The following is a 21,910-nucleotide window of genomic DNA, read 5'->3' as shown; positions in this document are numbered from 1 at the left end:
CGCTTTGACTTGGTCAATAGAATAACCTCCCAATCGCTATATTTTTATCTTACAATAAAAAAACTGAACTGCGAAGCAAGAGCCGTACGCTCTCCTACTTACACAGTTCAGTTTACACTCCCAAAAATTGTTTTTCTCTTTTCGTATTTTAAATCAAGCGAACGAACTATCGATTGTACAGTGGTAGTTCGTTTCCCATTCAAAAAAGCGCTAATCCTTTTTGGATCAACGCCTAATAAAAAAATCTCTGCTTCAAGAACCGTAAACTTCCTTCAGCACCTTTGTTTCCTCGTGATCGAGCATGTTTTTTTGAATTAAAGCTGTTACGTTTTTATTCATTTGCGCTTTCATTTCATTTGCTTCATCTGCTTCACCTAGAATATATATTTCCTCCCAGTGATGGTTCTTTGCCAGTTTATCAATCTTCGGTGCGATTTGCTTATACCAGCGTTGCTTATTCGCTTTAAATCTTGCAGCAAATTGCTCTTTCTGCAAATTACTCGACCCTGCTCCCGAAGTCGGAGCGGCTTTTCTTGGTCCTTGTTTAACCCGCCAATCATCTGTGTCAATATCTAACTGATACCATATCTTTTCCATTATTTCATTCAAAAACGTATCTATAATTTTAATTTCATCCTGCTGCACCAACACGATTCCTGCTTTTGGATATTGTGACATCATTTCTTTTAATTGTCCTAATTCCGGTGTTTCCTGCCAAGAAAAGGAGGTTTCAAGTCTTATTTGCACACGTTCAGCAAACCAAATTTCCTCATCCGCTGTTGCAAACAAGATGATGCCGCGCATCAAATGCTGCTCATACTCACGAATATATTTTTCTACCTTTTGTTTTACAAGCTGAAAATGTTGCAATTCTTCTTTATTGTTATCTTTCTCTAAGTACTGTTCAAAGTTTCGCATACCATTCTTAAAGTGAATCTTCCATTCTCCACCCTGTTGTTCGGGATCTGATGGATCCGTATTTAAATACATCGTAAATATTTTACTTGGGCTGTTTCGTTGAATCTTCTCCAACCGTTCGAGCATACTATTCCATTCCATGTATTTGCGCTCCTTTCAATGTTATCGTCTTTTTTTGTTTATCCGATATTTAAAAGACATAAACATGAAGGAGTTCTAGTTATATATTATATTTCTACTTACTCACCTGCTCTACCGGAACAGGAACTGCTTCGATTATTTCATTAACAATTTGCATGCGGGTTTTCTTAATGGATCCCTCCATTGTTAAAATGATACGGTGTGGAAAAACATAAGGAACTAATATTTTTACATCTGAGGGCGTGATATAATCTCGATTATCGATTGCTGCTCGTGCTTGCGCAGCACGCATTAATGCTAGCATGCCTCTTGGACTTACACCGAGTTCTACCTCAGGATGCTGTCTTGATTGGTGGACGAGAGCTAGCAAATAATCAGTGACAGCATCTGACACGTGCACATGCTTGATTTGCGCCTGTTGATGACGTATATCATCTAACGACAAGGTAGCTTTAATCGTTTCATATGGGTCAGTCGTTCGATATGTAGAAAGGATTTGCTTATCATCTTGAAGTGTTGGATATCCTAAATCAATTTGGAATAAAAATCGGTCTAACTGTGCTTCAGGCAAAGGGAACGTACCATAATTACTTTCTACCGGATTTTGGGTTGCGATAACGATAAACGGTCGTTGTATTGAAATCGTCTCTCCATCTATTGTGGCTTGATTTTCCTCCATTATTTCTAATAGACTGGATTGCGTTTTTGGCGTCGCCCGATTTATTTCGTCTGCTAATAGAACATTAGATGCAATGGGACCAACGCGCAATTCAAATTCCTGTGTTTTCGGATTAAAAAATCGAATCCCAGTTACATCACTTGGCAAAACATCTGGTGTAAATTGTACACGTCCAAATTTCCCATCCATCACCTTTGCAAAGCTTTTTGCCAGCTTTGTTTTTCCAGTACCAGGAACACTCTCTAATAAAACATGCCCCTGTGCTAACAGTGCAATATAAAGTAAATCAATTACTTCTTCTTTCCCAAAAATGACATCATTTAATATAGCTCGTGCTTTTTTGATTGCTTCCATATTCTCTTCCTCCTCTAGCTTAGAAACTTTCTATTTTAGTCCATACCTTATTGAAATCAGTTATTTCAATAACGCTTCTCCGTCAATAAGCTGTTTTTTCAATGCAGTCATTTCCGCTTTGCTTACATCTTTTTCTCCATAACGAACCTTTTGATAAGTATCCGTATCGATGGAGACACCAATCCGATTAAACCATTCTTCAAGCGTTTCATACGCTTTTCGTCCACGACGGTGGTTTATTGCTTTTCGTTCAAAATCGACAATCATTTTTCTTACCGGATGGATGCGATATTGTTCCCATAACTTTTTCAAGCGCCCATTTCGTTTCTTTGCACTGGTAGAAGTAGCTTCCGCCTCATACGTTACGATAACGCCTCCTTCTGCTGCCAATCGCTCACTTCTGAACCTTTTGCGAACAGCCTTTACTACGCTAAAGAGCAGGAATACAATGATCAAGCCGAGCAACGTTGCATAAAAAAAATCTAGCCAATTACCTTTGTCTGAGGCATTTTCGTTCATTATCATTTCTTCTGTTATTTGATCAGCATTGGAACTTTCAATTGGGATTTCTGGTTCTTTGAGTGGTTTTAATTCAATACCAAACGCGTCTAAAATACGAAAAGGAATACTTGCTATCCAAGCGATTACCATTATGAAGCCTTCCAATGCCTTGTCTATGATAGGAACCCCAAAGCCGTATAAAAATAAAAACAGACCCCCTACCACAGAAAGAATAAGTAATATTAACCAACCAATCCTTGTTGATAACAGCTGTTCCTTTGTACTTCTGTCTGCTTTTATATGACCACCCCAATACCCACTAACTAACAGGATAAGTGTAAGTCCAGTAAAGATGGCTATTTCCATGTACTGTAGCCACATTAATAAGATAATTGCCTCACAAAAAATAATCTTTATGTAAAGCATCTCATTTTCGAGATAGGCTTCATTTCGAAGCTTTATAAAACGCCATGTAAATAAGATAGGAAAAACAATACTCCATAGTAATGGATACGAAAGAAAATAGAAACAAAGCATGATTACTGGCGTCGTCACTATGTATATGGCATACGTATCAAAGTACGTGGAATACAAGGAATAGATGATCATTATGCCAACTAAACAGAATAAATAAGACCAGAATGGTATCCATTGATATCCATAATGGAGGATTGGTAAGAAGCATAGAAAAATAATGATCATTTCACTTATAAAGTGATACGCTCTCGTTATCATTGGTTGTTTCAGTTGCAACAGCTGTCTTCCCCCTTTCCAAAGGTTGAATGGATGCACCATCATCAAAAAGCTTTAATTGTAAAACGGATCCAAAATGATGCCAGCCCCTTATTACACGATGACTCTTTTCCGTTAACTCACCGATAATAATTAACGTATTTCTTCTTTCTCTACCTTGTCCCACATGATAAAGCATTTCACCAAAAGGAACAGTCATTGGCAGGCTATGAATCCGTGCAATCATTTCTAAACAATGCATATAATGCTTTTTTCCATCTCCTGCTAATGTATGAACGAACGGAACAGAACCAGGCTTTCTAGCATTAATAAACAGCTCATAAGAAAATCCTTTTTCCAATGCATAATGACACAGAAATGCAGTATAGGAAAGCAGCCTCTCCATATGGAGGAGACCTTCACGCCGCTGGTGATGCGAAGTATGTAAGTTAACAATAAATGTAATCGAATGGTCAATAACAGGTTCAAATACATTTGACTGTAGCTGTGTCGTTTTCATCGATGCGTTCCAATTTATTCGATGAAATGGATCGGATTGTTGGTAAGCTCTTGTGCCAATAATTGTTTGCACATCTTCAAAAGGAGATATTCGCGTTCGATGTGAACCATAGATTACCTGATCAATTAATGGAGCTCCAGCAACAGGAAGGAGCCGCGGATAGATAATAATTTCTGTATTTAAATATGGCTTATACTGAAGATTTACTTTTCCAAAATTAAATAAATGTGGAAAGACAAATGAAATATTCGTTAGCTTAGCTACTCCTCGTTGATTCGCTATAAATGGAAGCTGCACAACTGGATTACTATTTCCTTTTATAGAAAAAGGCAATTCAAAGTCTGCTAATTGTCCGCTTGTTTTATCCTTATAGGGCGAATCAATCTTTGCCGGCATTTGAAATCGAAGCCGCCCATTTATATAAGGAAAAAATGATTGATTTCGAAAGACGATAAACATTGCTTCTTCCTCATCCGGAAACAACCGAATCGTTTGCCTCTTGTTTTGTAATTTTAATTTCTTTGCTACAACATTGTCGTACCATTTATTTAGGATGATATACGAAATTAGCAATACCGTTAATGCAAGCAACCAATATTGCTGAAAAATAACGCCAAGCACAAGCATCAACAGGCTAATGCTTAGTAAAAAATCCTTGTTTTTACTATAATCAACATCAAATACACTTTCCCAATCCAAGCCTTCTCCCCCTTCTGATAATGCATACGCTGAAAGCATGTATAAGTATATCTACTTTATATTTAGAAAAATGGAATAGTTCTTTCTATTATACATGTTGAATTTTGAAAAAACTACCACTTTTAAATGCAAGCTTGATCGTTCAACCAAATAAAAAAGCGCCTATCTCATGGACAGAAATAGACGCTTCTTTATGGATGTTCATTTAGTTTTTATTCGTTGTTTTTATCGTCTTTATAAACGAGGCAACAATCAAAAGCAAAATAATTGTAAATGGTAGAGCTGCGATTAACGAAGCTGTCTGCAATGCATCCAGTCCGCCTGCTAACAGGAGAACAACCGCAATAGCAGTCATCAACACTCCCCAAATAATTTTAATAGGTAATGATGGATTCAAGCTACCATTTGAAGTCATACTCCCTAGAATATAGGTAGCCGAGTCAGCACTCGTTACTAAAAATGTGAACACTAATAAGATTGAGAGCATAGATAGCACATTTGAAAATGGTAAAGTTTCATAAAGCTTAAATAGTGCGACAGTAACATCACTATTAACTGCTTCAGCGATTTTTGTACCTTTAAACAAGTCGCTATAAATCGCTGTTCCTCCAAAGGCAGCAATCCATAAACAAGCAATAGCAGGCGGGACTACTAATACTCCAAATATAAACTCGCGAATCGTTCTTCCACGCGAAACCCTTGCTACAAAAGCACCTACAAATGGAGACCAAGCAATTACCCATGCCCAGTAGAAAATAGTCCAATCTCGTACCCATGTTCCTCCTTCATATGGAGTTAAACGCAGACTATATTCAATAAAATGAGATAAATAATCACCAATTCCTAATACGAGCGTATTTAAAATAAATACAGTTGGTCCGGCAAAAAATACGAACGCTAATAAAACGAGACAAAGACCTAAATTAATATTACTTAACCATTTAATTCCTCGATTTAGTCCAGTACTGGAAGATAGTAAATAGGTTATGAGCATGACGACAGCAATTGCTAATTGAACCCAAACAGAATTCGGTATATTAAAAACACTTTTTAACCCACCATTCATCTGTAAAATACCAAGTCCAAGAGAGGTAGCAATTCCCATTACCGTAGCGATCACAGCTAAGGAATCAATCGTATTACTCACTGCTTTATTTTTTCCCATGATTGGTTTAATGGAGTTAGAAACGAGTGCACTCTTTTCTTTTTTAAATTGAAGAAAAGCCATAATAAGACCAACGACTCCAAATACAGACCATTGACTAATTCCCCAATGAAAGTAAGCATAACCCATAGCAACTCTAGCAGCTTCTTCTGTCTGTGCTTTTAAATCAGAAAAGGGGGTAATAAAATAGTGACTCATTGGTTCTGCTACTCCCCAAAAAACTAAGCCAACTCCAAAACCAGCAGAAAAAAGCATGCCAATCCATGTGAAAAATGGATAGTCGGGTCTTGAATCGACAGGACCTAAACGAACCTTTCCATACTTACTAATCGAAATTCCAATTAAAAAGATAACAAAAATGAATACAGCTAATAAATAAAACCAACCAAAACTATTTGATGTAAAATTATACAATTTTTCTGCTACAGCTCCAAAGCCCACAGGAAATATTGCACCTAAAATAACTAAAATAGATACTACTATCGCAGAAACAATAAAGACGGGATTTTTATATGCACGATTCTTCATAGCCATTCCTTTCTAATCAACGCGTATTTAAAGAGTTAAAGAGAAGATAACATGAGGTATTTATACAATACCCGGCCTAAATAATCCTTAATCCTCTTTTTGTATATTTAGGCAGTTTTTTTATATTATAAAGGTGGATTTAAAAAGGGAAGCAATTTTATAAAAGAAGAAATCGAGATGCGTAGAATAGTATAGATTTTTGTTAGATTTGAGTTTTTGAATAGATAACGAGTAACTGCTTCTAATTTATCTTCGGAAATAAATTTTGCCATAGAAAAACTGCCCACCAAATTGTTAGAGGCTGTCTAACAATTGGTGGGCACTTCACCTTCTCTTTACGGCTGTTAATTATTTAAATGAACCTTCAAAAACAAAGGTGTCAAATTCATTACGGGGCGAAGGAATTTCGCGTGCTTGAAATTGCTCAGGTAATGTATCCTTTTCACCTTGATAGCCGATTGCTACAACTGCATTGACTGTATATCCAGCTGGAATATTTAAAACTTCCTTTGCTTTCTCACGATCAAATCCACCCATACCATGTGTGATTAACCCTTTACGAGCAGCCTCTAGAGCAAAGAAACCCCATGCTGTTCCTGTGTCAAATGCATGTGTAGGATTTTTCCCTCCGAAGAGCTCTGCTTCTTCCTTCGAGATTACCGCCATTAATACAGAAGCATGCTTACACCATACTGTATTTGATTCATATATAAATGATAAGAACTTTTCTTTGTCTGCATCCTTTTTCGCGAAAACAAAACGCCAAGGTTGGACGTTTCCAGCTGATGGTGCCCAACGTGCTGCTTCAAATAAACTATACAGTACCTCATCAGAAACTTGCTTATCTTGAAACGCTCTTGGCGACCAACGCTTTATGTAGATTGGATCAATGTCATAAGTTGGCTTACGATAGTCATTTATATTCATTAAGAAATTCCCTCCACAAATGTAATTTATTTAAATTTACAAATTATATTATACCTTCAAAAGTTACAAAAAAGAATCCTTTTACATAAAATAACCTTGTTATATTTCTTTTCTAGATTAGAACAAATTCCTTTTAACCACAACAAAAAAACACACTGGAAGTTAAACTTCCAATGCGCTCTAAATTTATATATTAGCGAACACGTCGTACATGTCCATTAAATTTGCTTTTCCAATAACCGCTTGTCATATCTGCAACTGCTACTCCAGTGGAATTTTGTGCACCGATAAATTTACCGCCACCAATATAGATTCCAACATGACCATTCGTCTTGTACGTGTTGAAGAATACGAGATCACCTGGCTGTGGCCCTGAAGTTACCTTACTTCCGACACCAGATAGTGCAGATGTACTTGATGGGATAGAAACACCCGCTTTACTATATGCCCATGATACGAATCCGGAACAGTCAAATCCACCAGGTCTTTTACCTGCCCATACATACGGTGTACCAAGTACAGAATAGCCTGCACTTATCGCAGAATTAAAGCTTTTAGATGGTGCTAGGCTCTTACTTCCAAGCGTTGTTAGCTGTCCTCCAGCACTCTGTGAGCTACTTACTTGTGGTGCAGTAGCTGAAGAAATACTGTTTCGAACTTGAGCTTCTAATGATGCAAGATTACTATCTTTTAACTGTAGCTTGTCTTTTTTCGCTTGTAAATCTTTTTTCTTCTGCTTAAGCTCTTGCTTCTTTACTTCGTTTTGTTCTTTCTGCTCAAGAATTAATGTTTTCATACCTTCAAGTTCAACCTTCATATCTTCAAGGTTAGAAAGCTTTTTTTCAACATTTTCTTTATCTTTTTCGATTTGTGTCATTAATTCCTGATCTGATTCGGTAATTTTAGTAACTGCTGATACACGACTAATAAATTCACCGAAACTATTAGAACCGAATATTACATCTAGATAACCGATGTTACCACCGCTTTTTTGGTAAGAAACTGCGCGCTGTTTTAATATTTCATAACGCTTTGCAATCGCTTCTTCTAATTCTGCAACTTCTGCTTCTGTAGCAGCAATATCATCCGTCGTTTTCTTCATCGCTTTTTCATTTTCTTTAAGCGCTTTATCTGTACGAGAAATTTCTTCGTTTAAATTTTCCAAATCAATTAAAATATCCGCAATATCTGCTTCAGCCTTTGATAGATTTGCTTTAATATTTGCACGTTGATCTTGTATTTTTTCTTGTTTTGTTTTTAAATCATGTAGCGTTTCAGCATGGATCGAATCTGTGAAAAAAGCACTACCTAATCCTACTACAGTAATTGTAGCAACCGTAATCATTGTCTTTTTTAACACGTTATTTTCCTCGCTTCCCCATGTCACATCTGCTGAAAATGCTAGAGTTTATATATGTATCTGTTTATAATCTATCAAAATATGTAGGCAGTATGTGATTCATTTTTATAATCTATTAACTTAGGCAATTAGAAGTATATCATCTAAAAATTTCACCTATGTTATGATAATGTTACAATTATATTTCAAAAGTGATGATTTCTGCGCAATTTTCATTCAGACACGCTACCAATGCTCTATCCTAACAGCATTCTTTCCATTCGCCAACATGAAATATTCGGGAAATAATTCGACATAAAGCGAATGTTTCATTCTAATATACTAGAAAAAGTAGAATTCCCTCCAACTCGGAATTCTACTTTTTCGGTTCTTAATACGTGAATTGTTCTTCTTCTGTCGAACCAGCTAATGCTGCTGTTGACGAGGTTCCTCCAGATATAATTTGGGCCACGTCATCAAAGTATCCTGTCCCTACCTCTTGTTGATGTCTTGTTGCAGTATAGCCATCTTTTTCACTTGCAAATTCAGCTTGCTGCAGCTCCGAATAAGCTGCCATTCCTTCTTCTTTATACTTGCGTGCCAACTCAAACATACTATGATTCAAAGCATGAAATCCTGCTAATGTAACAAATTGAAATTTATACCCTAGTTTCCCTAGTTCCTTCTGAAATGCAGCTATCGTCTTTTCATCCAGCTTTCGTTTCCAATTAAATGAAGGCGAGCAGTTATATGCTAGTAATTTATTTGGATATTCTGCATGAATGGCCTGCGCAAATTGTGCCGCTTCTTGTAAATTCGGCTCTGATGTTTCACACCAAATAAGATCTGCATATGGCGCATAAGCTAATCCTCTAGCAATTGCTTGCTCTAAGCCTGCTTGTGTTCGATAAAACCCTTCCGTCGTTCGTTCACCTGTCATAAACGGGTGGTCTGCTGGATCCATATCACTCGTAATCAATGCTGCTGCATTAGCATCCGTTCGGGCAATTACTAATGTTGGTGTTCCCATCACATCTGCCGCTAAACGCGCAGAAATAAGGTTTCTTACGGCTGATTGTGTAGGAAGTAGCACCTTGCCGCCAAGATGTCCACACTTTTTCTCGGATGACAGCTGATCCTCGAAATGAACCGCTGCAGCCCCAGATTCAATCATCGCTTTCATTAATTCAAACACATTTAACTGCCCACCAAATCCAGCTTCTGCGTCGGCTATAATTGGTGCAAACCAATCAGTTTCAACTTGGTCATCGACGAAATTAATTTGATCTGCCCGTTGTAATGCTTGATTGATTCGTTTCACCACATGTGGAACACTATTCACTGGATAGAGACTTTGGTCTGGATACATATGACCAGATAAATTTGCATCTGCAGCCACTTGCCAGCCACTAAGATAAATAGCTTTTAATCCTGCCTTTACTTGCTGTACTGCTTGGTTCCCAGTTAATGCACCTAGCGCATGAACATAATCCATCTGTTGTAGCATATTCCACAGCTTATCTGCTCCTCTTTTAGCAAGAGTATATTCAATATCTAAAGATCCCCTAAGTCTTATTACCTCTTCAGCTGTATACGGTCTTTTAATCCCTTCCCATCTTTTGTCATTCTGCCAGCTTTGTTTTAATTGTGCTATACGTAAATCATTCATCCATTCTCTCCCCCTCTAATTAATTGCTCGTATGCAGGCAATGTTAAAAATTCCGTGAAACTATCCTCCTTGATCAGCTGCCTGCATATTCCCTCTGCTTCTTTTATAAAATGTGTATCTAATTTAGTTTCGTTTTTACATAGTGATTGAACTTCTGTTTGCATCATTTCAAAAACAAGTTCCAATGTAATTTTTCTGCCATCCTCAAGTATTCCTTTTTCATGACGAACCCATTGCCAAATTTGAGCTCTTGATATTTCCGCAGTAGCAGCATCCTCCATTAAGTGATTGATTGGTACTGCACCATAACCTTGTAGCCAATACGCAGTATACTCAATCGCAACTCGTATATTTGTACGTAACCCCGCTTCTGTAATGCTTCCTGAAGGAAATTGGAGTAAGTCCGTTGCACCCACATCTACGTCTTCTCGTTTGATAAATAATTGATTAGGAGTCGGCATTCCTTCATTAAAAACTTCTTTTACTAGTTGAACCATTCCTGGATGCGCAACCCATGTACCATCGAATCCATCGTTTCTTTCACGTTCTTTATCTAATCGCACTTTCATAAATGCTTCCTTGTTTCGTACTTCATCATCTTTAACAGGAATTTGTGCAGCCATTCCACCTATTGCAGATGCATTTCGTTTATGACAGGTTTTTACTGCCAACTGTGTGTATGCACGCATAAAAGGTACATTCATTGTGATTTGATCCCGATTAGGTAGCAATAAATCAGGATCATCATGGAATTTTTTTATCACACTAAAAATATAATCCCATCTGCCACAATTCAATCCGGCAGCATGCTCCTTTAACTCATATAAAATCTCATCCATCTCAAATGCTGCAGTAATTGTTTCAATTAATACAGTTGCCTTTATTGTTCCCTCTGGAAAACCTAACTCCTTTTGAGCAAAGATAAAAATGTCATTCCAGAGTCTTGCCTCAAGATGATTCTCTAGCTTAGGAAGATAAAAGTATGGTCCAGCTCCTTGCTTACATAACGCTTGTGCATTGTGATAAAAGAACAGACCAAAATCTACAAAGCTTGCTGCCATTGCCTTTCCTTCTACAAAAAGATGCTTTTCCTCTAAATGTAAGCCTCTCGGTCTTACCATCAATACAGCAGTTTCTTTATTTAAGGCGTAATGCTTTCCATTACTCCCTACAAAATCTATTTTCCTTCTGACAGCATCGATTAAATTTTGCTGTCCCTCGAGAATATTTCTCCAAGTCGGCGAGGTAGCATCTTCAAAATCTGACATAAAGCCTGTTGCCCCAGAATTAAGCGCATTGATTATCATTTTACGATCAACAGGTCCTGTAATTTCTACCCGCCGATCTTGCAAATCTTTTGGAAGTGGAGCAACTTGCCAATCTCCTTCTCGAATGCTTTTGGTTTCTGGTAAAAAGTCTAACTGCTTTCCTTCTTTAATTTTTTGTTGAATCTGTTTTCGAATAGCGAGCAGGTTTTTTCTGCGATCATTAAATCGGTGATGCAGCTTTACTAAAAATTCCCTCGCTTCCTCTGTTAATACAGCTTCACAATGCGAAAAAATTTCTCCCCTTATTTGTAACGAACTTTTCTCCAATAACATAACACCCCACCTTTTGATGTATAACAATATAACTTATTTTATTAATGTTATATAACAACTAACCCAAAAAAATTAATCCTTCCATTTTGCTAAGCAATACGCACAAACTAAAATGTACCCTCTTTCCTCCATCACACAACCACATTCTGCACAATGAACCGTTTGGATTAGCAATTGATTCACCTCCTTATATATAACAGATAAATTATTTTAATATTGTTATAAAACAGTTTATGCATAAAATTGCAATAATGCAACCCCTTTTTTAAAAATATAGAAGCAATAGTTGCAATCTACGTTCTTTGTTGAAAAAATAGAGATAGTATTTCATATTGGAGGAAAGATAAAATGCGTTTTCGATTTGCAGGTGGACGAGTTGTCAAAACTGGTGTAGCGGTATTCCTAACGGCTTGGATCTGTCAGCTACTAAATTGGCCACCAGTATTTGCAGTAATAACAGCTATTGTTACACTAGAACCCACTGTTTCTGATTCCATCAAAAAGGGGATCATTCGTTTTCCCGCATCTGCGATAGGATCCGCCTATGCTGTTTTATTCATTTCCCTCTTCGGAAATTCACCAATTACCTATACCCTCGCAGCGGTATTTACCATTGCAACCTGTTACCGTTTAAAATTGCATGCGGGCTTACTTGTTGCAACATTAACAGCAGTTGCGATGATCGAGGTTATTCATAGTAACCTTTTCATTGCCTTCTTTATTCGATTAGCAACAACAACGATTGGACTACTTGTATCAACTGGTGTAAACATGTTTATTTTACCACCAGACTATACAAAGGAAATTTTAGAACGCATCCAATCCATTCGAAAGAAAACTGCGCAAAATATAGAGCGTGTATTCTCGAAAATTCTACGAATGAACGAGGATAATGATCAGATTGTTAAGCAAAGCTTAAAGGAAATGAATAAAACGTTTCAAAAAGCCGATTCCTTTATTCGTTATCAAAAAGAAGAAGCCACGTTTCATCCTTTAGTAGGCACAGAAAAAGACAAGTTTAAAAAGGCGCAGCTCCAGCTATCGGATTTACGACTTATTCATTACCATTTAAGTAATTTAATTAACACACCAATGCAATCTATTTCATGGACAGAAGAAGAGCGCTCCTTTTTACTCCATGCCATTGATATGTTAGTAGCTAGTTTAAATAATCCATCCCAATTTGATCCTTTACACCATCAGGTTACATTAAAACAAGTTACCGCGTTATTTTGGGAGGATAATGAGGAAATAACGAAGAACAACGCACAGCATCCAACCTATTTTCCTCCTGAGCTCATTATTCTTTATGAATTACTCGCTATTTTTAATGCCGTCAGTAGCTATTATGATAAAAATGATTCTCACCAAAAAACATGAAATGAAAAAGAGGCCCTACCAAGCGCGAGTGCTTGATGGGCCTCTTTTTTACCAAAACAAAAACCGCCTACAGGCGGAAATATACTATTTTACTATGAATAAATTATTTACGAGGGACGAGATCGTGATTAAATGCATAGATGACGGCTTGCGTACGGTCAGAAACCTCAAGCTTCGATAATATATTGCTTACATGAACCTTAACCGTTTTTAAGGCAATAAATAACTCATCGGCAATTTCCTGATTCGTTTTTCCGTGCGCCATCCATAATAACACTTCTTTTTCTCTTTCTGTCAATTGCTCATGCAATGCCATTGGACTTTGCTTTCGCATACGGTTCATCAGCTTGCCTGTTACCTCTGGCTCTAGCGTCGGTTGCCCTTGATAGGTTGCTCGGATCGCTGCAGCAATCTCACTTGCTTTTGAGGTTTTGAGCATATAACTCGTAGCTCCTGCCTCAAGTGCAGGATAGACTTTCTCATCATCTAAAAAACTCGTTACGATGATTATTTTTGCTTCTGGCCATTGTTCGATAATTTTTTTTGTTGCTTCTATTCCATCCATTTCTTTCATCACGAGATCAAGCAAAATAATATCCGGTTTTAATTGAAGCGCAAGCTGTACTGCTTCAGCCCCGTCATCCGCCTCTGCAATTACCTCCATGTCTCTCTGTGCTGAAAGATAGGAGGAAACACCGATTCTTACCATTTCATGATCATCGGCAAATAAAATTTTTATCATTTTCATTCACCCTTTTTTTGGATTGGGATTTTAACCTCGAGTCGTGTCCCTTCATCTGGAAGGCTAATAACTTTAAGCATTCCACCTACCTGGAGCGCTCTTTCATGCATATTGTTTAATCCATAGGAACTTGTCTTTACCTTTTTCAAATCAAAGCCAACACCATTATCAACACTACGCATAATCACCATTCCATCCCGTTCAATGAAAAGGACTTCTAATTTCGTAGCATTCGCATGTCGCAATGTATTAGAGATTGCTTCCTGTAGAATGCGAAACAATTGATCTTCAATTCCCTTTGCTATCTCCATATCCTCTATTTGCCAGTGAATGGACATCGGAACCTTTTGAGAAAGCTCTTGAAGCAGTTCTTCAATGCCTTCTTGGATCGACTTTCCTTTTAGTGGGACAGGACGCAAATGAAGCAACAACGCACGCATTTCCGATTGTGATTGATGAATGGCTTTTTCTATCAAATGTAGCTGCCGCTGCATTGTCGGTTCTATTGGTGCGTTCATTTCGTTTATTGTTGACATCATCATCGAAGCCGCGAACAACTGTTGACTAACCGAGTCATGAAGCTCTCTTGCAAGTCTATTCCGCTCTTGAACAACGATTTCTTGTAAGCTTTTTTCTCTTTCAACTGCATCAATAGTAGCTTGTCGCTGCGCTTGCTCTGTTTGATTACGAAGCTTTTCTTCTACACGCTCCAACGCTTGATCGATTTTTTTAAGTTGACCATCTTGTTCTCCTGGTCGAGATACTGGCTGTCCTTTTGCAAGCTCATCTAGCTGTCGAGCTATTCGTAAAGTCCGTTGGCGCCAATACCATCCAATCGACACACCGAAAACCGTACCAGCAACAATTGGGATACCAATGATAATATACAAAATAGGGACATCTGCTATTGTTTTATCAAGGAGAAATTGCCAATTATCTGTAGGGAATACGGTCGCTAGAACACCAAATACGAGCAAAATCAGTAATAAACTAAAAAATACCGACGTGAATACATGTCGTATGAAAATAGTCATATCCGCCTCACCTCAATATCTCCTGAAAATAAAGAGGTAACGATTTTCACACGAGGATATGTCGAAGCATAAGCTTCTGTCTGGTATAGTACGGATTGATTCATTAATTTCCAATGATGCTGACCAAGAATTTGTGCTCTTCCAAAAACAGCACTATGATGGATACTTACTTCCACTTCGTATGGAACATAGATTTCTAGATTTCCAATAAAATGACGAATAGAAATAACAGCGGTATCCTCTGGAAGAACCGTGTTACTTAAGTCAATGATCCGATCACCAAAGCCGCCGTGAATATTCATATCATGCCATTTATATGCTTCGCTTTCTGTGGACTGCTCCCCGAATAATCGATGATTAAAAAGAGGCTTTATTTGAATAAGCTCTTCTTCTTGTTGTTCAGAAATAATAGTCCGATCTGGATGTAATTGCTGAGCTTCCTTCTTCGTTTTCATATAATCCATTACGAACAAAACAATGCCAGCTACAATTAAAAATCTTACAGCCAGCATATTAAGTACCGAAAATACGAATCCAATAACACCAAGCCAAAACACAACCTTGCCCCATACCTCATATAAGTGTTTCCGTCCAATATAGATGGCAAGTGCAGAAAAGAGTGCTGGAATCACCATTCCGCCATGGAAAAAGGCTAATTCTAAAATAAAAAGGGCTATCCCAATGATTATTATCCAATTTAGTGTATCTGTTGATAATCGATGAAACACGTGACTAGCCCTCCTTCAAATTAACTAAACAGGCGTACATGTACGCCTGTTTAGTATAGCATGAATTACTGGATTTCAACATGTACGTCCCATGTAACTGGCAGTAAATTGTCGATTGCGCATAGCTAAACTACAATGTGCTACTTAAGGTTTTTCTTTATTGTGCTATGTTTTTGTCATTTTCTTTGAGTTCTTGTTCTAGCTTTGCAATTTTACTATCAAATGTACTTCGATAATAGGAGCTGTTCACCTTGTATTCCAGATTCTCTATATACCGTTCCATTTCTGCAAACCGTGAAAAAGGCTTATCCGTTGTTTCTTCTAGCACACGGTTAATTTGCTGCTTGGCATTCGCGATATTTTCCCTTCCCATTAGCTCCATTCGCTTTAAATGCATATCCTTTAACTTATGCTTCATTTCTTCATATTTTTGTTCAAGTAAATCTAGCTGTTCCACTGCTTCCTCACGTGCTTGCTTCATTCGAACCGCACGCTCCTGGTATTCAGCATGCTCTCTCTCAGCAAAAGCTTGCATTTCCAGCTCCCCGGCTTTTTCTGCGATTGATGCTTGCTTGGCACGTTTTTCTGCATGATCTTGCGCTTTCAAAAATTCTCTTTCAAATTCCTCTTTTAAGCGATATTGACGTTCAATAAGCTTACGAACCTTTTCTTTTTCTTGCTCACTTTGACGTAGATACTGGTTTAGAGCGACAATTGGATTTTTTTGCTCCTTTTGATCTAAGAAATAATGTAAATCCGCGTTGATACTTTCCTTCATCCGTGTAAAGATACTCGTCATTAAAATCCTCTCCCTTATCGATTTAATTCCGCCCATTGGCGTTCAAAGTTTTTAAATGGATCATTATTATTTTCATCTATCACTACGGAATCATCCTGCTTCCATTGTTTGAAAATGACATACAAGACATATGCAGCAGCAATTCCGATAATAGAATAGATGTTAGACAAAGCAATACCGAGTACAAAAAGCCCAAGAATTGTCCACCCTATCTTTCCTCCAAATGATGGACTTTTCATGAATTGCTTAAAGATAACATATAGAAGCCAGATACCAAGTCCTAATAAAACCATCGGACCAAGGTTTACTAACAGTACAAAAAGCGCAACTAGGCCTCCGACAAATAATAGGAATTTTTTCACTGTTTGTTCCTCCTTTCCTTTCTTAATTCCATCTTATCGTCTAGCCTGTTACGGCGTAATGCACCTTAGGCATATTTCTTATAAGACCTGAGACGTATTTTAGAAAAAATTGCACAAAAAAATACTGTCACACCTTTTTAACAGGTGGACAGCATTTAGTCGTCTTTTTCATTTTGTGCAACCATTCCATCAACGAGCTTTTCCGCTGCTCTCCGATAGAAGCTACTAATGTTTGCAAAAGTTACAGCAAGTAACAATGTCTCTAAATAATCCTTATCCGTATCAGCTAGTTTTTCTACTTCGTTGGTCACTTCATCTGTGATGTCCGTTATATTTGATAAAACACGATTCTCATTTTGTTCAGAAAGCGCTAAAAAGCTCTCATAGAGGGCATCTGCTTGAAAATCTTCATGGGCTATCTTATCATTTAACCGTTCTAATAACTGTTTAATATCTCCGATAGACAGTGCGCCTTTCATATGATAAATAAGACTAATTAAGATCAAATGCTCTCTGGAGTACTTTTTGTTCTTCACCGGGATAAATAATTTCCCTTTTGCATAATTATTAATCATCGTTTTCGTTAATATCTTTTCTTCTTCATTTCTTTTTGAATCAGAAAATTGCTTTTCAAATAATTGAATAACCTGGTCCATATATAAATCAATATCAGGAATATCCTTTAAAGATAAATGATTATCCAACTTAAGAGAAGCCATTATTTCTTGTAAATTGTCCATGTAGTAACCCTCTCTTACGATTAATAGTCTCTATTATACAGAAAAAACCACCGAAAGTAAATCTTGACTACATGACGTTATGCGTGTATCATTACATGTAGTATTAGAAACTACATCAAAACGTAAGGTGTGATAATAATGGGATTTCATATTCGAGAACCTATAAATGGGCTGACTCATTTATTTGGAGCAATTTTGTCCTTTGTAGGACTGTTAGCATTGGTAATCAAAGCAAGCATCGACACACAATCGACATTAGCAATTATTGCAGTTGGCATTTTTGGAATTAGCATGATCCTGTTATATGCCGCATCTGCAACGTATCATATGGTCATTGCCAAAGACAAAGTTATTGCCTGGCTTCGCCGTATTGATCACTCCATGATTTTTGTATTAATCGCAGGGACATATACACCAATTTGTTTAATAAGTCTTAACGGATCTACTGGTTGGATTCTGTTCGGTGTTATTCAAGGATTGGCTGTTCTCGGGATTATATTTAAATTAATCTGGTTCCATGCCCCAAGATGGCTGTCGACATCGATATACATTGTAATGGGCTGGATTGTTATCTTCTTTAGTGTTCCACTTGCATCCATTATTGGTGGAACTGGTATCTCCTTGCTAATAGCTGGCGGTATTTTTTATACGGTTGGTGGATTAATCTATTGGTTGAAGCCATCCTTTCTTGCCTTCAAGAATTGGGGATTCCATGAGATATTTCATATATTCATTATGCTTGGAAGCCTGTTTCACTTTATCTGTATTTTTGGATATGTATTGTAAATCAAGTTTGATTTCTAAAAACTAGATCTGCAACAAAAAATCTTTTGTTGAATGGTATAAAAAGTGAGGCAGAGATAAAACAATTTCCTATCAAAAATCCGACAAAATTATTGACTACAATAAATTAATGCAATTAAATGAATTTATTGGAAGTTGAAAAGGGTGAGACTCCTTGAAAAAGAAAAGCACTTTTTCTGCGTGCGATGTGTCGCTGCCGAAGCATTCCTTGTCCTGCGGGAACAGCACGAGCCGAAAATCCACACGGAAAAGCGAAATTTCTTTTCCGTGTTAGTTGAGGCCGTGCCCGTGGAAAGCGAACCCATTTTCAAACTAAAATGGAACTGTTCGGATATTGATACTAATGCTCTTGTTTTGTCTCATCTTCCTTTTTTAATGGAACTACTTTATCGGTTCTAATTCTGATTGTACATAATGATACAAAAGCTCCTCTGTACACTGAAGCGACGATTCATGTGTTCGTTCAAATGCATGGGAGGAATCAATTCCCGGTCCAACTAAGCCGTGAATAATATCATGTCCACTACGAATGGCCGCAGATGCATCTGATCCGTAATATGGATAAATATCTAGTTTGTAAGCAATGTCATTATCTGCTGCTAACCGCGTTAGCTTTTGGCGAAGGCCATAATGATAAGGACCACTTGCATCTTTCACACAAATTGAAACGGTGTATTCATCGGTCGATTGTCCATCTCCAATTGCCCCCATATCCACTGCCAAATACTCTACGGTTTCAGGAGTAATATTGGAGTTCCCACCATAACCAATCTCCTCGTTATTTGAAATAAGAAAATGGGTGGTATATGGTAAGGTAATGCCTTCTGATTTGATGCGCTTTATAAGCTGAAGCAGGATGGCAACACTCGCCTTGTCATCTAAATGACGCGATTTAATAAAACCGTTTGCTGTTTGCTGGACACGAGGATCAAAAGAAACAAAATCGCCTACCTCGATACCTAGCGCACTTACTTCCGCAGCATTATTCACCTTTGCATCAATACGAACCTCCATATTCTCCTGATTACGTTCCGCTTTTCCTGCATCCTTATACACATGAACAGATGTTTGATGCATTAATATCGTCCCTGTAAAAGATTTACCGCTTGATGTATGTATCTCGCAATACTCGCCTTCAATGGAATTGTATTTAAAGCCACCAATTAAGTCCAAGCGAAGGCGACCATTACTTTTAATTTCCTTCACCATGGCTCCAAGTGTATCAACATGAGCTGTCAGCATACGATGCTGATCATCGCTCTTTCCTGGTATCGTTGCGATAAGACCGCCTTTGCGATTCCGCTTTGTTGCCACATGATACTTCTTCAAATGGTTTTCTACAAAAGCAATGACGTTATCTGTATAACCAGATGGGCTTGGTATAGCAACAAGCTCTTTAATTAGCTGTGTTGTTTCTTCGATATTTGGATAGTTCATAAAACAGACTCCCTTTCTTTTCACGCTTTCTTTCTATTTTATCGTGAATAGTGGATTACAACAATAACAAGGCTTTAATACCATGGCAACGCTATTCCTCTTCCAATGGACGAATAACTGCTCGCACTGGACTTCCATCCCCTCCATAAATAGCAAGCGGCAAAGCGATTAACTCATAATCACCTGGAGCAACATGCGTTAAAACAAGATTTTCTAAAATAGATACACCATGCTTAGATAGCGCATGATGTGCTGTTAACTCCTTGCTGTCCACCGGATCAACAGAAGGTGCTTCTATTCCAATCAGATGTATATGCTTTTCCTTTAAAAAGGGGCCCATATTTTCATGTAAAATAGGATAGGCTTCAGGAAAAACGTTAAAGCTTTCTCGTTCCTTCATGCGCAATAAGAGTCGGGACACCCCAGCTAAATCAAAGCTTTCTAGCTCCTCCTGACCGATTACATCCCAGTCCCGTACATCGATTACTCTTGCCTTGCCAATAAAGCGATTTATATCTAATTCATGTATTTTATCCCCGTGGTTATTAAAATGAAACGGAGCATCAACATGTGTCCCAGTATGAACACTCGTTGATATGCTTCCGACATTCACAGAACCACTTTGCTCCTTTGTACAGCTTAGCGCATATGTAAAAGGCGTATCTCCTGGCCAGACTGCGATATTATTTGTAAGTGGTTGCGATATATCAATCCATTTATTTTTATTCATGTTCTTATCCCCCTTATAACAGTCCAATTGTATGAAAAAACACAACCAGAATGGTGAGTGGTACGATCCAAGTCATTAAAAACCGCCATGCTTGATACAGACCTTTTGATGGCGCACTTCCCAAGTGGAACTCGCTTTCTACTAGCACCCGGTCCATACGATGAATAATGAAAATGGCGATTAACAAGCTACCAAATGGAAGTAAAATATTACTCACCAAAAAATCTGTTGCATCAAATATAGTAAAACCAACGATGGATACTTCATGAAGTAGACTAGAAGATAACGCGGATGGCAATGCAGCAATAAATACAATTGCCCCAAGGAGCCATGTAACCTTTTTTCTAGTTCGTTTCTTGTTCGCTGTAAATGCTGCGACAATAATTTCGTATAAGCTAAAGGAAGAAGTTAACGTAGCAAATAAAAACAACCATAAAAACAATACTAAAAATAGCTCACCAAATGGCAACTGTGAAAATACTGCGGGTAAGACAATAAATAACAGACCAGGCCCCTCCGTTGGCTCTAACCCAAAAGCAAAAACCACTGGAAATATCGCCAGCCCTGCTAATAGGGACACAAGTAAATTCATACTCACTACCGTCGCAGCAGAAGATGGCAAACGGACATCCTTTTTCAAATATGAGCTATACGTTACCATACAGGAAAAACCAACAGCAAGTGAAAAAAAGGATTGACCTAACGCATATAAAATCGCTTCTTTGTTAAGTCCTGAAAAATCAGGTGTTAGAAAAAAGGCAATTCCCTCCATTGCTCCTTCTAAAGTGATGGAACGAACAACGAGAATGATTAAGAAAATGAATAGCAATGGCATCATATACTTATTTGCCCGTTCAATGCCTGCACTGACACCAAAAGAAACGACAATAATATTAATCAAAGTAAAAAGGAATAAGCCTACAATTGTAATCCACGGTGTTCCAATAATGCTTCCAAACAGCATACTAAAGTCCATACCCGTTGCAATAATGCCCCCAAAAAGCGCACGAATACTATAAATGAATACCCAGCCACCAACTACACTATAGAAAGAAAGTAACAAAAAACAACCTATAACTCCTAGCCTGCCAATCCAGACCCATGCTGTGTTAGGAGCTAGCTTTTTATATGCACTAACCGCTTCTAAGGAAGCACCTCTCCCAATAATAAATTCAGATATTAGCATCGGTAATCCGATTAATACCGTAAACAAAACAAATAATAAAAAGAACGCTCCGCCACCATTCATCCCAGTTACATAAGGAAATTTCCAAATCGCACCAAGTCCTACAGCCGCCCCGGCAGATGCGAGAATAAATCCTAGCTTGGAGGACCATTGATTATTCGGATGCTTCATTCGTCATCCCTCCTTCCACTTGCT

Annotated in this window: 20 protein-coding genes; 2 read left to right on the top strand and 18 right to left on the bottom strand. The window is 37.8% G+C overall.

The window, feature by feature from the left end:
- Positions 1 to 252 precede the first annotated feature (252 nt).
- The 9 genes from QBK89_RS11300 to aceB all read right to left on the bottom strand — a co-directional run bounded on the left by QBK89_RS11300 (position 253) and on the right by aceB (position 11,773).
- Positions 253 to 1,059, bottom strand: a complete 807-nt coding sequence (locus QBK89_RS11300) for a VLRF1 family aeRF1-type release factor (RefSeq protein ID WP_284141160.1) — start codon at positions 1,057 to 1,059, stop codon at positions 253 to 255.
- A gap of 94 nt (positions 1,060 to 1,153) precedes the next feature.
- Positions 1,154 to 2,092: an AAA family ATPase gene (locus QBK89_RS11295; RefSeq protein ID WP_284141159.1), complete on the bottom strand. Its 939-nt coding sequence runs from the start codon at positions 2,090 to 2,092 to the stop codon at positions 1,154 to 1,156.
- Between the two features lie 60 nt (positions 2,093 to 2,152).
- Positions 2,153 to 3,346 carry a hypothetical protein gene (locus QBK89_RS11290; protein ID WP_284141158.1) on the bottom strand — a complete coding sequence of 398 codons (1,194 nt, stop codon included), beginning with the start codon at positions 3,344 to 3,346 and terminating at the stop codon, positions 2,153 to 2,155.
- Positions 3,297 to 4,544, bottom strand: coding sequence for a DUF58 domain-containing protein (locus QBK89_RS11285; protein WP_284141157.1), 1,248 nt, complete (start codon positions 4,542 to 4,544; stop codon positions 3,297 to 3,299). The genes QBK89_RS11290 and QBK89_RS11285 overlap by 50 nt, the downstream gene beginning before the upstream one ends.
- 205 nt (positions 4,545 to 4,749) lie before the next feature.
- On the bottom strand, positions 4,750 to 6,237 hold the full coding sequence (locus tag QBK89_RS11280) for a BCCT family transporter (RefSeq protein ID WP_284141156.1): 1,488 nt from the start codon (positions 6,235 to 6,237) through the stop codon (positions 4,750 to 4,752).
- A gap of 348 nt (positions 6,238 to 6,585) precedes the next feature.
- Positions 6,586 to 7,164, bottom strand: a complete 579-nt coding sequence (locus tag QBK89_RS11275; RefSeq protein WP_284141155.1) for a nitroreductase family protein — start codon at positions 7,162 to 7,164, stop codon at positions 6,586 to 6,588.
- A 193-nt stretch (positions 7,165 to 7,357) separates the two neighbouring features.
- Entirely contained in the window at positions 7,358 to 8,524 is a 1,167-nt protein-coding gene (locus QBK89_RS11270; RefSeq protein ID WP_284141154.1) for a C40 family peptidase, read from the bottom strand.
- A 370-nt stretch (positions 8,525 to 8,894) separates the two neighbouring features.
- Positions 8,895 to 10,172, bottom strand: a complete 1,278-nt coding sequence (aceA, locus tag QBK89_RS11265) for an isocitrate lyase (RefSeq protein WP_284141153.1) — start codon at positions 10,170 to 10,172, stop codon at positions 8,895 to 8,897.
- Positions 10,169 to 11,773, bottom strand: a complete 1,605-nt coding sequence (aceB, locus tag QBK89_RS11260) for a malate synthase A (protein WP_284141152.1) — start codon at positions 11,771 to 11,773, stop codon at positions 10,169 to 10,171. The genes aceA and aceB overlap by 4 nt, the downstream gene beginning before the upstream one ends.
- Before the next feature lie 348 nt (positions 11,774 to 12,121).
- On the opposite strand from aceB, the gene QBK89_RS11255 reads away from it, so the two are divergent.
- Positions 12,122 to 13,153: an FUSC family protein gene (locus QBK89_RS11255; protein ID WP_284141151.1), complete on the top strand. Its 1,032-nt coding sequence runs from the start codon at positions 12,122 to 12,124 to the stop codon at positions 13,151 to 13,153.
- A 103-nt stretch (positions 13,154 to 13,256) separates the two neighbouring features.
- Here QBK89_RS11255 and QBK89_RS11250 read toward each other — a convergent pair whose 3' ends face one another.
- The 6 genes from QBK89_RS11250 to QBK89_RS11225 all read right to left on the bottom strand — a co-directional run bounded on the left by QBK89_RS11250 (position 13,257) and on the right by QBK89_RS11225 (position 17,558).
- Entirely contained in the window at positions 13,257 to 13,895 is a 639-nt protein-coding gene (locus QBK89_RS11250) for a response regulator (RefSeq protein WP_284141150.1), read from the bottom strand.
- Positions 13,896 to 13,897: 2 nt separating this feature from the next.
- The gene (locus QBK89_RS11245) at positions 13,898 to 14,929 is read right to left on the bottom strand and encodes a sensor histidine kinase (protein ID WP_284141149.1); all 1,032 of its coding nucleotides are present in this window, start codon (positions 14,927 to 14,929) and stop codon (positions 13,898 to 13,900) included.
- Positions 14,926 to 15,657, bottom strand: a complete 732-nt coding sequence (gene liaF / locus QBK89_RS11240) for a cell wall-active antibiotics response protein LiaF (RefSeq protein WP_284141148.1) — start codon at positions 15,655 to 15,657, stop codon at positions 14,926 to 14,928. Before liaF ends, QBK89_RS11245 begins: the two co-directional genes overlap by 4 nt.
- A gap of 157 nt (positions 15,658 to 15,814) precedes the next feature.
- Positions 15,815 to 16,456 carry a PspA/IM30 family protein gene (locus tag QBK89_RS11235; RefSeq protein ID WP_284141147.1) on the bottom strand — a complete coding sequence of 214 codons (642 nt, stop codon included), beginning with the start codon at positions 16,454 to 16,456 and terminating at the stop codon, positions 15,815 to 15,817.
- A 14-nt stretch (positions 16,457 to 16,470) separates the two neighbouring features.
- Positions 16,471 to 16,818 carry a lmo0954 family membrane protein gene (locus QBK89_RS11230; protein WP_284141146.1) on the bottom strand — a complete coding sequence of 116 codons (348 nt, stop codon included), beginning with the start codon at positions 16,816 to 16,818 and terminating at the stop codon, positions 16,471 to 16,473.
- Positions 16,819 to 16,973: 155 nt separating this feature from the next.
- The gene (locus QBK89_RS11225) at positions 16,974 to 17,558 is read right to left on the bottom strand and encodes a DUF1836 domain-containing protein (RefSeq protein WP_284141145.1); all 585 of its coding nucleotides are present in this window, start codon (positions 17,556 to 17,558) and stop codon (positions 16,974 to 16,976) included.
- Positions 17,559 to 17,696: 138 nt separating this feature from the next.
- On the opposite strand from QBK89_RS11225, the gene trhA reads away from it, so the two are divergent.
- The gene (gene trhA, locus QBK89_RS11220; RefSeq protein WP_284141144.1) at positions 17,697 to 18,344 is read left to right on the top strand and encodes a PAQR family membrane homeostasis protein TrhA; all 648 of its coding nucleotides are present in this window, start codon (positions 17,697 to 17,699) and stop codon (positions 18,342 to 18,344) included.
- A gap of 399 nt (positions 18,345 to 18,743) precedes the next feature.
- On the opposite strand, the gene QBK89_RS11215 is transcribed toward trhA, so the two are convergent.
- The 3 genes from QBK89_RS11215 to QBK89_RS11205 form a co-directional block, all read right to left on the bottom strand.
- On the bottom strand, positions 18,744 to 19,799 hold the full coding sequence (locus QBK89_RS11215) for a M42 family metallopeptidase (protein WP_284141143.1): 1,056 nt from the start codon (positions 19,797 to 19,799) through the stop codon (positions 18,744 to 18,746).
- Between the two features lie 91 nt (positions 19,800 to 19,890).
- Positions 19,891 to 20,529: an arylformamidase gene (gene kynB / locus QBK89_RS11210; RefSeq protein WP_284141142.1), complete on the bottom strand. Its 639-nt coding sequence runs from the start codon at positions 20,527 to 20,529 to the stop codon at positions 19,891 to 19,893.
- Between the two features lie 13 nt (positions 20,530 to 20,542).
- Positions 20,543 to 21,886: a sodium-dependent transporter gene (locus tag QBK89_RS11205; protein WP_284141141.1), complete on the bottom strand. Its 1,344-nt coding sequence runs from the start codon at positions 21,884 to 21,886 to the stop codon at positions 20,543 to 20,545.
- Positions 21,887 to 21,910 lie beyond the last annotated feature (24 nt).

The organism is Virgibacillus sp. LDC-1 (genome assembly GCF_030137545.1).
Lineage (GTDB): Bacteria > Bacillota > Bacilli > Bacillales > Amphibacillaceae > LDC-1.
This window is presented reverse-complemented; position numbering and strand designations above follow the sequence as displayed.

What these genes read in the sequence shown, in the direction of transcription:
- kynB (WP_284141142.1), bottom strand. Translation starts at nt 20,529, where the DNA reads ATGAATAAAAATAAATGGATTGATATATCGCAACCACTTACAAATAAT.
- QBK89_RS11225 (WP_284141145.1), bottom strand. Translation starts at nt 17,558, where the DNA reads ATGGACAATTTACAAGAAATAATGGCTTCTCTTAAGTTGGATAATCAT.
- aceA (WP_284141153.1), bottom strand. Translation starts at nt 10,172, where the DNA reads ATGAATGATTTACGTATAGCACAATTAAAACAAAGCTGGCAGAATGAC.
- trhA (WP_284141144.1), top strand. Translation starts at nt 17,697, where the DNA reads ATGGGATTTCATATTCGAGAACCTATAAATGGGCTGACTCATTTATTT.
- QBK89_RS11250 (WP_284141150.1), bottom strand. Translation starts at nt 13,895, where the DNA reads ATGATAAAAATTTTATTTGCCGATGATCATGAAATGGTAAGAATCGGT.
- QBK89_RS11205 (WP_284141141.1), bottom strand. Translation starts at nt 21,886, where the DNA reads ATGAAGCATCCGAATAATCAATGGTCCTCCAAGCTAGGATTTATTCTC.
- QBK89_RS11275 (WP_284141155.1), bottom strand. Translation starts at nt 7,164, where the DNA reads ATGAATATAAATGACTATCGTAAGCCAACTTATGACATTGATCCAATC.
- QBK89_RS11295 (WP_284141159.1), bottom strand. Translation starts at nt 2,092, where the DNA reads ATGGAAGCAATCAAAAAAGCACGAGCTATATTAAATGATGTCATTTTT.
- QBK89_RS11280 (WP_284141156.1), bottom strand. Translation starts at nt 6,237, where the DNA reads ATGAAGAATCGTGCATATAAAAATCCCGTCTTTATTGTTTCTGCGATA.
- QBK89_RS11255 (WP_284141151.1), top strand. Translation starts at nt 12,122, where the DNA reads ATGCGTTTTCGATTTGCAGGTGGACGAGTTGTCAAAACTGGTGTAGCG.
- QBK89_RS11235 (WP_284141147.1), bottom strand. Translation starts at nt 16,456, where the DNA reads ATGACGAGTATCTTTACACGGATGAAGGAAAGTATCAACGCGGATTTA.
- QBK89_RS11300 (WP_284141160.1), bottom strand. Translation starts at nt 1,059, where the DNA reads ATGGAATGGAATAGTATGCTCGAACGGTTGGAGAAGATTCAACGAAAC.
- QBK89_RS11215 (WP_284141143.1), bottom strand. Translation starts at nt 19,799, where the DNA reads ATGAACTATCCAAATATCGAAGAAACAACACAGCTAATTAAAGAGCTT.
- QBK89_RS11245 (WP_284141149.1), bottom strand. Translation starts at nt 14,929, where the DNA reads ATGACTATTTTCATACGACATGTATTCACGTCGGTATTTTTTAGTTTA.
- aceB (WP_284141152.1), bottom strand. Translation starts at nt 11,773, where the DNA reads ATGTTATTGGAGAAAAGTTCGTTACAAATAAGGGGAGAAATTTTTTCG.